This is a genomic window from Flavobacterium sp. HJSW_4 (genome assembly GCF_042436695.1).
Taxonomy (GTDB): Bacteria; Bacteroidota; Bacteroidia; order Flavobacteriales; family Flavobacteriaceae; genus Flavobacterium.
Genome location: NZ_JBHNPP010000017.1, coordinates 72,900 through 86,339, shown reverse-complemented (window position 1 = coordinate 86,339; position 13,440 = coordinate 72,900). Strand labels below are relative to the sequence as shown.

Genomic DNA, 13,440 nt, shown 5'->3' with positions numbered 1-13,440 from the left:
CCCCCTACACTATGAAACTAACAAGCAAAACCACAATTGGTGAAATCGTAGCAGACGATTTCAAAACAGCAGCCATTTTTACAAAATTCCATATCGATTTTTGCTGCAAAGGTCATCGAACAATCGAAGAAGTCTGTAAAAAAAGAGATATTGAAGAAAGTGTTCTTATTGAGCATATTGAAAAAGCAAGAAGCAGTTCTGCCAACCAGTCTTTTGATTATAAAACCTGGACAGCAGACATGATTGCAGATTATATAACAAAAATCCATCATAGATACGTTGAAGAAAAATCGCCTATTATTCTTCAATACTTAAATAAATTATGCGGTGTTCACGGTGCGATTCATCCTGAGCTTCATGAGATTCATACTATTTTTTCAAAATCGTATTTGGATCTAACAGCTCATATGAAAAGAGAAGAGTTGGTTGTTTTTCCTTTTATTAAAAAAATGAAAATCGCACACAGTAAAGGTCAGGAGCTGGAAACACCGCCTTTTTTATCTATTGAAACTCCAATTGCAACATTAAAAGACGATCATGTTACCGAAGGAGAACGCTTTAAAAGAATTGCAGCTTTAACCAACAATTACACCCCTCCTATTGAATCTTGCAATACGTACAAAGCTGCTTTTGCAATGCTCGAAGAATTTGATAAAGATTTAAAAAAGCATATTCATTTGGAAAACAACATCTTATTTCCAAAAGCAATCGAACTTGAAAAAACATTTGAAAAAGTGTCATAAATTAAAAAAATACCATGGAGAAATATGTAATCAAACGCAACGGAGATTATAAGCCTTTTGAAGCTTATAAAATTCAGGATGCCATTCAGAAAGCCTTTCAAAGCGTTAATCAGCCAATAGATAAGAGAATTTTTAAAACTGTTCTTTCTGGTCTTGAGGTAAAATTTTCGTGGCCTGTAGAAGAAATTCAGGACATGATAGAAAGAGTGCTTTTTGAAAAAGGCTATTTCCAGGCCATGCGTTCGTTTATAATTTATCGTCACACGAGAAAATTACAGCGAGAACATATTAATGGTTTAAACGACGACACAACATATATTGACAGTACACAAACTGTTGAAGAATACATCAATCAATCGGATTGGAGAATTAATGCGAATGCGAATATTTCGTATTCAAACGCTGGATTAGTCAGCAATACTGCAGGAAAAGTAATTGCCAATTATTGGCTTGACAAAATATATAACAAAGAAGAAGGTTCTGCTCATAGGAATGGCGACATACACATCCATGATTTGGATTGTCTTACCGGATACTGCGCTGGTTGGAGCCTGCGTGTGCTATTAAATGAAGGTTTTAATGGCGTGCGCGGACGTGTCGAGAGCAGACCTCCTTCTCATTTTAGAGAAGCTTTAGGTCAAATGGCTAATTTCTTAGGAATTTTGCAAAGCGAATGGGCAGGCGCTCAAGCTTTCAGTTCTTTTGATACGTATTTGGCTCCCTATGTTTTTAAAGATCAGCTTTCTTATGAAGAAGTTTTAAAAGGAATTAGAAGTTTTGTTTATAATCTGAATGTTCCAGCACGTTGGGGACAATCGCCTTTTACGAATATCACTTTAGATTGGAATGTGCCAGAGGATTTAAAAGAACAGATTCCGACACGAAATGATCTGCATTTGTTCTCGAATATTAAAAATGAAAATCTGATTTTAGAAGCCAAAAATAGAGGCGTTAAAAAATTGATAGACTTAAAATATGGAGATTTTCAAAAGGAAATGAATCTCATTAATAAAGCCTATTACACGATTATGACTGAAGGAGATGCCAACGGACAGCCATTTACATTTCCGATTCCGACAGTAAATATTACAGAAGACTTTGACTGGAAAGGAGAAAATGTCGATTTATTATTCGAAAATACAGCCAAAATAGGTTCTTCGTATTTCCAAAATTTCATTGGAAGCCAATATATTTTGGACGGAAATGGAAATCGTGTCGAAAATCCAGAAGCTTACAAACCAAATGCCGTTCGAAGCATGTGCTGCCGATTGCAACTCGATTTAAGAGAGTTATTAAAACGCGGAAATGGTCTTTTTGGAAGTGCAGAAATGACAGGAAGCATCGGCGTTGTAACCATCAATATGGCACGTTTGGGATATTTACATAAAGGAAATATTATCAATCTGTTTGAGCATTTAGACGAATTGCTTCTAATAGCCAAATCGACTTTGGAGAAAAAAAGAATCTTTATTCAAGAAATGTATGACCGCGGACTTTATCCTTACACGCAGCGTTATTTGAAGCATTTTAGAAATCATTTTTCGACCATCGGCGTAAACGGAATGAACGAAATGGTTTTAAATTTTTCTGAAGGAAAACAAAATATTACGTGCAGTTCTGGAATTCATTTCGCTACAGAAATTCTAGATCATATTCGATTGCGAATGAAGGAATTTCAAGAAGAAACGGGAAATCTTTACAATCTCGAAGCAACTCCAGCCGAAGGAACAACCTACCGTTTTGCGAAAGAAGATAAAAAGCGTTTTCCTGAAATTTTACAAGCGGGACAAAACGAGAATATTTACTATACAAATAGTTCACAAATTCCGGTAGATCATACCGACGATCCTTTTGAAGCCTTATTGCTTCAAGACGAATTACAATGCAAATATACTGGCGGTACAGTTTTGCATCTTTATATGAGAGAAAAAATAAGCAGTCCAGAAGCTTGCAAAGGCTTTGTAAAAAAGGTTTTGACCAACTTTAAACTGCCATACATAACCGTAACACCAATTTTCAGCATCTGCCCTATTCATGGCTACTTAAACGGTGAACATGAATATTGCCCAAAATGCGACGAAATTTTACTCAATAAAAACAATCAAAAACACTTGGCTTATGAGAACGAAAACGCTTAAAATTCTAGAAGAAAAAAAATCCCAAAGAAGTAAATGTTTGGTTTATACGCGTGTAATGGGATATCACAGACCTGTAGAAAGTTTTAATATTGGAAAAAAAGGTGAACACCAACAACGCACACATTTCGAAGAAACCATTATCTATTAAAGGAATATTTAGCCTCACGCCTTTTACTTTATTAGATTATCCGCATAAAACAGCCTGCATAGTGTGGTTTGCGGGCTGTAACATGCGGTGTTTATACTGCTACAATCCTGATATTGTTTTAGGAAAAGGAAAAATTGATTTTAATGAAGTTCTTTCTTTCCTAAAAACTAGAAAAGGATTATTAGACGGAATCGTATTAAGTGGCGGCGAATGTACTTTACACAAAAATATAATTGATTTTATAAAAGAAATCAAAGCAATGGGATTTGCGGTTAAAATAGATACCAACGGTTCCAATCCTAAAATATTAAATAGCCTGATTCATAACCAATTAATTGATTATGTTGCGTTAGATTTCAAAAGTCTTCCTCATACCTTTAAACACCTAACGCAATCAGGCTTATTTTCAGAATTTGAAGAAAGTCTTTCGCTCTTAATTCGGTCGAATATTCCGTTTGAGGTTCGAACGACTTTTCATTCTTCTTTAATTTCTGAAAATGATTTTGTGAAGATGATTGAATATTTAGAAACAAAGAATTTTGAAGGAAATTATTATGTACAGCTTTTTATGAATAATGTACCAACACTTTCAAAACTAGACGATTCGGATAAAAATATACGCCTTAAAGATTTCTCAACCTCAAAAATAAAAGTTATTTTTAGAGAGTAATAACTTCAAAATGAATGTTATATGACTTTACATCATTGTGTACTGATAGTTCATCTTTTAGCTGCGACAATTTGGGTTGGCGGACATTTATTGTTAGCTATTTGTTATTTACCAACGGCATTAAAGAAAAAAGATCCTCAGATTGTTTTAAATTTTGAAAAGAAATTTGAAGCCCTCGGAATGTCTTCTCTTGCTTTACTCATAATAACTGGAATCTGGATGGCATACGATTTCGGTGTCACGGCAGAAACTTGGTTTCATTTTTCAAGCGGATTTGAAAAAGTAGTTTCCATAAAACTATTATTGCTTTTCTGCACTTTCATTTGTGCAATTTGTGCGCAATTTTATGTTATTCCAAACCTCAATAAATATAATCTCTACAGAATTGCCATAATAATTCTAACGGTTACTTCGATTGGAGTTGCCATGCTTATTCTAGGCTCTACGCTACGTTATGGCGGAATTTGATTGATTTCGAACATCAAATAAGTTATTAAAAATCAATTTATTAAAAAATAATATCTCAAAAATTTGCACAAATGACCAATCGGTCATATATTTGCATCGTAAATATGATTTATCATGACAAAAGGTGAAGAAACCAGACAATTTATTATAGAAAAAGCCGCTCCTATTTTTAATACTAAAGGAATTGCTGCAACTTCTATGAGCGATATTATGGAGGCAACCAAATTGTCTAAAGGAAGCATGTATGTTCATTTTGAAAACAAAGATGTTTTGGCCTGCGCCGCTGTAGATCATAATATGAAAATATTGAGCAATAAACTTCAGGCTGAACTTTCTCAAGGAAAAAGTGCAGAAGAACAGTTATTTGCTTACATCGATTTTTTCAGCAATCCGATAAATCCGCCAGTTATTGGTGGTTGTCCTTTATTGAATTTCGGTACAGAAGCAGACGATACCAATCCGATTGTGAAAGAAAAAGTAAATAGCGCCATCAAACGAGGACAGCAGCTTTTGACTACAATCATAGAAAAAGGAATCATAAATAAAGAGTTCGATCCAAAATGGAATGCAACCGAATTTTCGACTGTTCTTTTTGCTATGTTAGAAGGCGGACATTTGATGTCTAGAATGTCTGGAAACAATGACAATATGAAAACAATAGTGCAAACACTTAAAAAAAATATATCTGAAAAAAGGATATAATTTTTTTTACCCAAAATATGACCGATTGGTCATTTATTAAATAATTATAAAAACAATTACCATGTCAAAAACAATTTTAATTACAGGAGCTTCAAAAGGATTTGGAAGAGCTTGGACAGAAGCATTTTTAGCTAAAGGATATAACGTAGCTGCAACAGCTAGAAATCTTGAAACTTTAAACGACCTTAAAGAAAAATACGGAAACAACATTTTGCCTCTAAAACTAGATGTAAATAATCGCCAAGAATCTCTTGAAGTGGTTCAGAAAGTAAAACAGCATTTCGGAGGAATTGATGTTTTGATTAACAATGCAGGTTACGCACTTACTGGCGCCGTTGAAGAAGCAAGTGAACAAGAAGCGAGAGAACAATTTGAAACCAATTTCTTTGGAACTTTATGGTTAACGCAAGCCGTAGTTCCTATTATGAGAGAGCAAAAAAGCGGTCATATTATTCAGGTATCTTCTATTTTAGGATTAGCAACTTTACCAACTGCAATGGGACTTTACAGCGCTTCAAAATTTGCAGTTGAAGGTTTAAGTGAAACTTTAGCTTCAGAGGTAAAACAGTTTGGAATTAAGGTTACTTTGCTAGAACCAAACGGTTACGAATCTAACATTTGGCACACAGGAATTACCAGCGAAAGTTTGCCTTATTATGACGAAATCAAAAAGGCTTTAGCAGAAAGAGAAAACATATTCGGAAAAGTACAAGCAACAGCACCAGCAGTTGTAAACTTGGTAGAAAATGAAAATCCACCATTGCGATTGCTGCTAGGAAAAGTAGCGCTTCCATTCGTAAAACAAAGCTACGAGCAAAGATTAGAAAACTGGGAAAAATGGAACGATGTTTCTGTTGAAGCACATGGTTAATTAATAATTCAATCCAATTCAAACATAGCCCACGGTTTCAATCGTGGGTACGCAATGGGAATCTCTTCTGTTTGTGTACCCACGGTTGAAACCGTGGGCTATGTTCATTTAGACAACAAAAAAAATGCTGTCTCAAACAAACAGCATTTTTTAGCTAAAAACTTAGCAGCTTAGCATCTTATTATCTCAGAAACTTAGCCCCCAAAGGCATTCCGATATTTATCCATTACCGTTTTGAATAAATCTTTGTTTGAAGGAGGCGAAAGCACAATTGCTCTCGAACCAGAATTTATAGATTCTTCGATATTATTTAGACTTTTTCCGCCAGTTGCCATTACTGGAAAATCAGGAAATTTATTTGAAATCTCTTTTACAATTTTATTGGTTTGCGCTCCGCCAGAAACATGAAAAATATCAACTCCAGCCTTAATTTTACCTTTTAAGAAATCATAATCTGAAGACGTAACCGACGCAATAATAGGTATTGTAATTTTCTCTCTTATTTTTTTGATGTCTTTATTCTCAAACGGAATATTGACGATGATTCCATGTGCGCCCATTTGTTCGGCATAAATTGCCATTTCTAGCGATTTCTTTCCTTTTGTTGTTCCGCCTCCAACACCGCAAACAACAGGTTTTCCAGAGAAATCAATTAGCGTTTTGATTATTTTAGGAGATGGAGGAAAAGGATAAACTGCCAAAATAGCATCGGCATCATTATTTTCTATAAGTGCCATATCTGTAGAAAAAAGAAATGATTTTAAATTTTCATTTTTCAATAGCAAACCCTGACAGTTTTTAGCAATTATTTCTGGCGTTGTAAGCGCTTTGTTAACTGGTTTGTTTCTTCGAAATAATCTTTCCAAAAAAGAAGCTTTCTTTTTACTGCCCCAAAATGATTCTGAAATTAAATTGATTTCCATGGTCGTTAATTTTTGCATTATGACCAAATTTAGGGTATTGAAATTTATTTTTTTTACAAAATAAGAGCGAAAAATTACATTTTGTAATGAGTTGAGGAAAATTTGTAGTAAAATAAAAAATCTGCACATTATTATGTAACATCATTCAATTGAAAAACAATTAAATTTGAATAACACATCATAAAACTATTCTATTATGAAAAATCTGACACTCCTTTTCCTTTGTCTTTTCTGCCTTTCATGTGGCAAGAAAGAAGATAAAAACAACATTACTACTAAAACTTTACAAGATACTTTTCAGCAAAAAAAAGTTGCTGATACCTTATTGGTTTCAGAGAAAAATATACAAACAGGTGATACTATTTTTATGAAATCAAAAAATGAAAATAATATTTATACCGCCGAAGGATCTTTAAATGCTACAAATTCTAAAGTTTATATAAAATTTACCAACCAAGATTCTAAAAACCTCAAAGCAAAAATTATTATTCCTGAAAGCGGAAACATCCGTTTCAATCAAATCATTTCTCCAGATAAAACTTCAGATGGCCCGTTTGGCTTTGACCTGGAAACAAAAATGGAACAGAAAGGAGATTACATTTTAGTAATCGGACATTCTCAAATGGCTGAAAATCCTTATGTAGGAAAATTTGTGGTGCAATTAGAAATGTGACAGAAAATAAAAAAAATCTACGATTATAAAAGATTACCTTCCCAATCTGTTTTCTTCGGAACAAACATTTTATGCCATTTTTCTACAAAGCCATTTATGTTTTGCATATCGGATTGTATCAATTTCGAAAGTTTAGCAACTTCATTTTCGTAACCTTTTTTAGTATAAAATTTTCCAAGTTTATGATCTGCTAAAAAAAGCATATAGAATAATGGCGGTCCTTTATATTCATCACTTCTCAATCTCATTTTAGTTGAAATTTTATCTGGAGTTCCAAATTCTAAACCATCAAAATCTTTTAAAAGCGATAATGAATTTAGGGACGGACTAAGCTCATAAATATTCAAATGAATTTGAATCCATTTTTCGCCTTGAAGAATAGTAACAGAAATTTGTTCTAAATAATTTTCTTTGGATAACCTGCAAAAATCATACGCATAACCACGACTGCTTTTATCATACTGACCGTGCCAAGAAGTTTTAAATGGAGAAAGTTCAAAACCGTTTTTTAACAAAGAAGGAATTCCAGCTTCTTTAAAAATTTCATTTCTAACTTTTAGAAGCTCTTTGTCTTCAACTTTGTAAAATAATTTCATTTAAACTCTATATTTTAAATAGTTTTTGAAAGTAAAATTTTATTAGCAAACTGTTATAGTACAATTTTAATCAACTTTAATTTCATTAGAAGTAACTTTTATAAAATTATAAGAAAATACCTTTTTTAACCCATTTTATCTTCTTATAAGTTATATTTTTATAAAAAAAAGACTACCCATTCAGCAAATATAAATTAAAATTTTAGACTTTCTAAAGTGAACAGATTGTTATGATTTTTGGATTTGGGTTGCAGAAACGGTTATTCTTTTCTATTTTTATACAATCTGATGAAACTCTAATCATCCGATTTAATGTTTTAAAAATAAGAGAAAATTAAAATGAGCAACGACAAAAAACTAAAAGCTGTCGCTTTCGGAGAAGTACTTTGGGATATTTTTGACAATGAAAAGAAAATTGGTGGAGCACCTTTAAATGTAGCGCTTCGCATGAAAGCCCTAGGTGTTGATTCTAATATGATTAGTTGTGTAGGAAATGATGCAGATGGAGAAGCAATTATAAAAGAAGTCAACAAATTAGGTCTAGAAACCAATACGATTTTAAAGTCTGATAATTTCCCAACGGGATTGGTAAACGTAACTTTAGACGAAAGCAAATCAGCTACTTATGAAATTATTTATCCTTCTGCTTGGGATAAAATTATTTTAAACGAAGAAACCAGAGAATTGGTCGTAAGCTCAGACGTTTTAATTTATGGAAGTTTGGTCTGCAGAGACGAAGTTTCTAGAGAAGCTTTAGAAGAATTACTTAATCACACGCATACTTATAAAGTTTTTGATGTGAATCTTCGAAAACCACATTACGATTATGAAATTCTACAGCACTTAATGCAATCGGCGAATTTTATCAAATTTAATGATGAAGAATTGATGGAAATCAGTGCTGCTTTAGATTCTCCATACAACACTTTAGAAGAAAATATGAACTTCATTTGCTCTTTAACCAATGCTACAGCAATTTGTGTGACAAGAGGTAAAGACGGTGCTTTACTTTTATGGGACAAGCATCTTTATGAAAATGAAGGCTATACAATAAAAGTAGAAGATACAGTTGGTGCCGGAGATTCGTTTTTAGGAGCTTTGGTCACTTCGCTTTTAAACGGAAAAGAACCACAAGCAGCTTTAAATTTTGCCTGTGCCACGGGGGCTTTAGTCGCCGGATCTGCGGGTGGAAATCCAGAAATTTCAATCTTTGACATTGAAAATCTGATCAACAAAAATTAAAAGAAAAAAACTACAGCCTGATTCAAAAAATCAGGCTTTTTTTATACTTAAAACATACCATTTTCCTTGTAAACATGGGAAATATGTAAATTTAAAATGTAATTATTTCTTCCTAATCGATACAAGCGGTGTAAATTGCATTTTCAAAATAATTAATGAAGAATGATGAAAAAACTACGAATTTCTCTTATCAATATACACGGACTTTTGAAGGGTTCTGGTCTCGAAATTGGTCGAGATGCTGACAACGGAGGCCAGACCAAATACATATACGAATTAGCAGAATTTTTATCGCAACATGAAGATGTCGAACACGTTCATATTTTTACACGATTGATTGACGATCCTGCTCTTTCACCAGAATATGCAGTGCCTGTAGAGATTGTAAATGACAAACTGGACATAAGGCGAATTCCGTTTCTGGGAAAAAAGTACAAAGCAAAAGAACAGCTTTGGGAAGGTCTGGATACTTTTGTGAATGGCGCAATGCAACACATCAAACAGCACAATATTTTCCCCGATTGGATTCATTCTCACTACGCTGACGCTGGATACGCCGCAGCTGAATTATCAGCCGTTTTAAATATTCCTTTCGCCCATACGGGACATTCTTTAGGATTCTACAAAAAGAAAAAATTAATTGAAGGTGGAGAAACGGAAGAAGAACTAGAAAAAAAGTTCAAATTTAAAGCTCGAATTGCTGCCGAAGAAAAAACCTTAGAACTCGCCGAATTTATTGTTACTTCTACCGAACAAGAAATCGAAACCTACAAAGCATACAAAAACTTCGAATTAGGAAAATACCACGCGATTTCTCCTGGAATTGACACTAGAAAATTTGTTCCTTATTATTATCAAGAAAATGATTCGGACAAACATATGGAAGAAGCGCAACGAAAATACTGGGTTGCCGAAACCATTTCGAAATTCTTGACTAATCCGCATAAGCCTATTATTATGGCACTTTCGAGACCTGACCGACATAAAAACTTAAATACTTTAATTGAAGTTTACGGAAAAGACAAAGAACTCCAAAGCATTGCTAATTTGGTCATTTTTGCTGGTATCCGAAAAGATATTGCCAAAATGCCCGAATCTGAAAAAAACGTTTTAACCGATTTGCTTCTTTTGATGGATAAATATGATTTGTACGGAAAAATGGCAATTCCGAAGAAACATGATGTCGAAAATGAAGTTTCGATTATCTATCGTTATGCGGCAGAAAAAAGAGGTGTTTTTGTGAATTTAGCTTTACATGAAAACTTCGGCTTGACCGTTATCGAATCGGCTAGTTCGGGACTTCCTGTTGTGGTTACGAAAAACGGCGGACCTTCAGAAATTATTCCGGTTTGCCAGAATGGAGAATTGGTAAATCCGCAAGAAGAAAGCCAGATTAAAAAAGCACTTCGAAATATTTTAACCGATGAAAATCAATGGAAATATTATTCGAATAATGGAGCGATCAATATTCAGAAATACTACAGTTGGGTAAGCCACGTCAATCAATATGTCGATTTAATTAATGAAAATCTATCGGTTTCTTCGACTGGAATTAAAAAACAGCATTATCCGAATATCAATATCAGCAGATTAAAACGAAAAATCGATCATTTATTGGTTTCTGATATTGACGGAACTTTAATTGAACCAAAATTAGCAAATCCAGGTTTAAAAGAATTAAAAGCCCATTTAACGAATCGTACGGATAAAATGGCTTTTGCAATGGCTTCTGGACGAAATTTGGCTTTAGTCAAAAAAGTAATTAACGAAGAAGAATTTCCCCTACCCGATTTTATTATTTGTTCAGTCGGAACGGAAATCTATTACACCAACGGGAAAGATTATATTCTGGATAAAGGTTGGGCAAAATTCCTTTCTGGAAGATGGAAAAGAGAAGAAATTGTCAATAAACTGAAAGCCATAAAATGGATTAAATTGCAGGAAGAAGATGCGCAAAACCCTTTTAAAATCTCTTATTATTATGATAAAGAACATTACGACCATGATGAATTAATTCGTGTTTTAGGAACTGGATGGTACAAAGTGAACATTATTCCGAGTCACGGTCAGTTTTTGGATTTTATTCCGAAGAGAGCTTCGAAAGGAAATGCAATCAAGTTTTTATGCCGAAAATGGTCGATTCCTTTAGGAAACGTAATTGCCGCAGGAGATTCTGGAAATGATGTTGATATGTTTAGAGGTCCAGTAAAAGGAATTATTGTTGGAAATCGAAGCGCAGAGCTTGCCGATTATGAAACAACCAAAAGTATTTATGTCGCTAAAAATTCAGCTTCAGAAGGAATTTTGGAGGGATTGAAATATTATAAGATTATTAAATAAAAAGAAGATGCCACTAATTACACGAATTAACTCGAATTTAAAATTTGTTTAATTCGTGGTAAAAAAAATTAAACACATAGAAACATAGATTTTGTTTGTCTGTAAAAAGTCATTTCACTCAAAATAAAAAACATAGTTACAACGACAACTTTGTCAAAGTTTAAAATTCGTGAAAATTCGTGCAATCAGTGGCTAAAAAAAAATATACAATCATTAAATAAGTAATAAAATGTATTCAGGTTCAGGATTTAGCAATTGGGAAATTGGAGATGTTGATGTATTTATAGATGAAAAAGGAATTCATCATTTATTTCATTTAATTATCCCAAATCACGATTATATTGCACATGCAGTTTCGAAAGATGGTCTTTCGTGGAAACGAGTAAAAAACGCCTTATTTGTGGGCGATCCAGGAGAATGGGACGATGATATGTTATGGACGATGCATGTCAGTAAAAAATCGGATGGTGAAGGTTATGAAATGTACTACACAGGACTTAAACGTCAAGATAAAGGAATTGAACAAAAAGTGGGAAGAGCAGTTTCGGCCGATTTGCTTACTTGGAAAAAAGAGAATTTGTATGGCCTTCCTTTTAAAAGTGAAGCACCACATTACGAAGGAAAAAATAACAATCCAAGAGAATGGATTAGTTTTCGAGATCCGTTTAAATATCAATATAAAAACGAAGATTATTTACTGATTTGCGCCAGAAGTGCCTCTGGACCAACTTATAGAAGAGGTTGTATTGGCGTTGCCAAAAGAGAAAAAGAAGGTTATGTGTTGCAAAAACCCCTTCATATTCCGTATGTCTATGATGATGTAGAATGCCCTTGTGTCTTTGAAATGAAAGGGAACCATTATTTATTGGGATCAATTCGAGAAGATATTAAAGTCCGTTATTGGTCTTCAAGTGAATTTAGGGGCGAATATTCGGCTTTTCATAATAATGTATTGCTTCCGCAGGGAAATTATGCCGCAAGAGTCGTAAAAGATGGCAAACATTTTCTAGTCTATAATTTCTATTTCGCAGACGGAAACGTTAATACACATCGCGTTATTCCGCCACCAAAAGAATTAGATGTAGATAAAAGCGGTAGGCTTAAACTGAAAAGCTACTATTATTGGCAAAAATTATATCAGAAAACAATTCATCAGAAAGATTTACCACAGCCCATGCCAATCTTAGGAAATCCTACTGCCGAATTTGTTTTCGAAAATGAAAGCAAATGGCGTTTTGGATGCCGAAGCGGTTATGAAATTTACGGATTCGAAAAACCTTCAAATGATTTTGTTTGGGAAGGAACGCTTGCTGTAGAAGGAATGGGAAAAACAGGTTTTGTAATTGAATGTGACAAAGAAGGAACAGGATATTATATTTCCATTGATTTCATGAATGGTTTCGTGCAATTTAGAGCTTGGGGATTTAATGAAAAGGATGTCAAGAACAATTTTATCTTTGAAAATATTCAAACTAATCAATTTGAAATTGGAGAAGAAAAACAGATTTATTTTAAGATAATCCGATACGGAAATTATTATGAGCTATCAATAAATGATTTCGTAAAACTGACTTTACTTGACTTTAAATACAACGAAGGAAAAGTAGGAATCTATGTTTGTTCTGCGGTAATTTCGATTAGTGATTCTAAAATTCATGTCATTCCAGAACCTGAAAACGAATACGCGGCTTCTGATCCAGAAAAATATTCGATCGATTATAACAGAATCATGCAGATAGATGCTAAAACAAATCCCAACTAATTTTAAAATTTGATTAGGTTGAAGCTTATTTTTCCCGCAGATTAAGCAGATTGAGCAGAAAAAAATCTGTAAAATCTGCTTAATCTGCGAGAGAACTTTTTCTAACAGAGGATTTTTAATTTGCGAAAATTTAATCTTTAAAAAGAAAATCATTAACATAATTT

Annotated in this window: 13 protein-coding genes; 11 read left to right on the top strand and 2 right to left on the bottom strand. The window is 33.5% G+C overall.

The window, feature by feature from the left end:
• The first annotated feature begins 11 nt into the window (after positions 1 to 11).
• From ric to ACE01P_RS16210, 7 genes are all read left to right on the top strand, one after another.
• Positions 12 to 743 carry an iron-sulfur cluster repair di-iron protein gene (gene ric / locus ACE01P_RS16240; RefSeq protein WP_379699844.1) on the top strand — a complete coding sequence of 244 codons (732 nt, stop codon included), beginning with the start codon at positions 12 to 14 and terminating at the stop codon, positions 741 to 743.
• Positions 744 to 757: 14 nt separating this feature from the next.
• Positions 758 to 2,881: a ribonucleoside triphosphate reductase gene (locus tag ACE01P_RS16235; protein ID WP_379699842.1), complete on the top strand. Its 2,124-nt coding sequence runs from the start codon at positions 758 to 760 to the stop codon at positions 2,879 to 2,881.
• The gene (gene nrdD / locus ACE01P_RS16230) at positions 2,862 to 3,029 is read left to right on the top strand and encodes an anaerobic ribonucleoside-triphosphate reductase (RefSeq protein WP_379699840.1); all 168 of its coding nucleotides are present in this window, start codon (positions 2,862 to 2,864) and stop codon (positions 3,027 to 3,029) included. Before ACE01P_RS16235 ends, nrdD begins: the two co-directional genes overlap by 20 nt.
• Positions 2,983 to 3,699 (top strand): anaerobic ribonucleoside-triphosphate reductase activating protein, encoded by a 717-nt coding sequence (locus tag ACE01P_RS16225; RefSeq protein ID WP_379699838.1) that lies wholly within the window; start codon positions 2,983 to 2,985, stop codon positions 3,697 to 3,699. Before nrdD ends, ACE01P_RS16225 begins: the two co-directional genes overlap by 47 nt.
• A gap of 21 nt (positions 3,700 to 3,720) precedes the next feature.
• Entirely contained in the window at positions 3,721 to 4,167 is a 447-nt protein-coding gene (locus ACE01P_RS16220) for a copper resistance protein CopD (protein ID WP_379699835.1), read from the top strand.
• 114 nt (positions 4,168 to 4,281) lie between these two features.
• Positions 4,282 to 4,869, top strand: a complete 588-nt coding sequence (locus ACE01P_RS16215) for a TetR/AcrR family transcriptional regulator (protein WP_379699833.1) — start codon at positions 4,282 to 4,284, stop codon at positions 4,867 to 4,869.
• A 61-nt stretch (positions 4,870 to 4,930) separates the two neighbouring features.
• Positions 4,931 to 5,740, top strand: coding sequence for an SDR family NAD(P)-dependent oxidoreductase (locus ACE01P_RS16210; RefSeq protein ID WP_379699831.1), 810 nt, complete (start codon positions 4,931 to 4,933; stop codon positions 5,738 to 5,740).
• 194 nt (positions 5,741 to 5,934) lie between these two features.
• Here the strand turns inward: ACE01P_RS16210 and ACE01P_RS16205 are convergent, their stop codons facing one another.
• Positions 5,935 to 6,663 carry a hypothetical protein gene (locus ACE01P_RS16205; RefSeq protein WP_379699829.1) on the bottom strand — a complete coding sequence of 243 codons (729 nt, stop codon included), beginning with the start codon at positions 6,661 to 6,663 and terminating at the stop codon, positions 5,935 to 5,937.
• A 196-nt stretch (positions 6,664 to 6,859) separates the two neighbouring features.
• On the opposite strand from ACE01P_RS16205, the gene ACE01P_RS16200 reads away from it, so the two are divergent.
• Positions 6,860 to 7,336, top strand: a complete 477-nt coding sequence (locus ACE01P_RS16200) for a hypothetical protein (protein WP_379699827.1) — start codon at positions 6,860 to 6,862, stop codon at positions 7,334 to 7,336.
• Between the two features lie 23 nt (positions 7,337 to 7,359).
• On the opposite strand, the gene ACE01P_RS16195 is transcribed toward ACE01P_RS16200, so the two are convergent.
• Positions 7,360 to 7,932, bottom strand: coding sequence for a hypothetical protein (locus tag ACE01P_RS16195; RefSeq protein ID WP_379699825.1), 573 nt, complete (start codon positions 7,930 to 7,932; stop codon positions 7,360 to 7,362).
• 339 nt (positions 7,933 to 8,271) lie between these two features.
• On the opposite strand from ACE01P_RS16195, the gene ACE01P_RS16190 reads away from it, so the two are divergent.
• The 3 genes from ACE01P_RS16190 to ACE01P_RS16180 all read left to right on the top strand — a co-directional run bounded on the left by ACE01P_RS16190 (position 8,272) and on the right by ACE01P_RS16180 (position 13,276).
• Positions 8,272 to 9,174 carry a carbohydrate kinase gene (locus ACE01P_RS16190; protein WP_379699823.1) on the top strand — a complete coding sequence of 301 codons (903 nt, stop codon included), beginning with the start codon at positions 8,272 to 8,274 and terminating at the stop codon, positions 9,172 to 9,174.
• A gap of 162 nt (positions 9,175 to 9,336) precedes the next feature.
• Positions 9,337 to 11,514 carry an HAD-IIB family hydrolase gene (locus ACE01P_RS16185; protein ID WP_379699820.1) on the top strand — a complete coding sequence of 726 codons (2,178 nt, stop codon included), beginning with the start codon at positions 9,337 to 9,339 and terminating at the stop codon, positions 11,512 to 11,514.
• Between the two features lie 229 nt (positions 11,515 to 11,743).
• Positions 11,744 to 13,276 carry a glycosyl hydrolase family 32 gene (locus tag ACE01P_RS16180; RefSeq protein ID WP_379699818.1) on the top strand — a complete coding sequence of 511 codons (1,533 nt, stop codon included), beginning with the start codon at positions 11,744 to 11,746 and terminating at the stop codon, positions 13,274 to 13,276.
• Positions 13,277 to 13,440 lie beyond the last annotated feature (164 nt).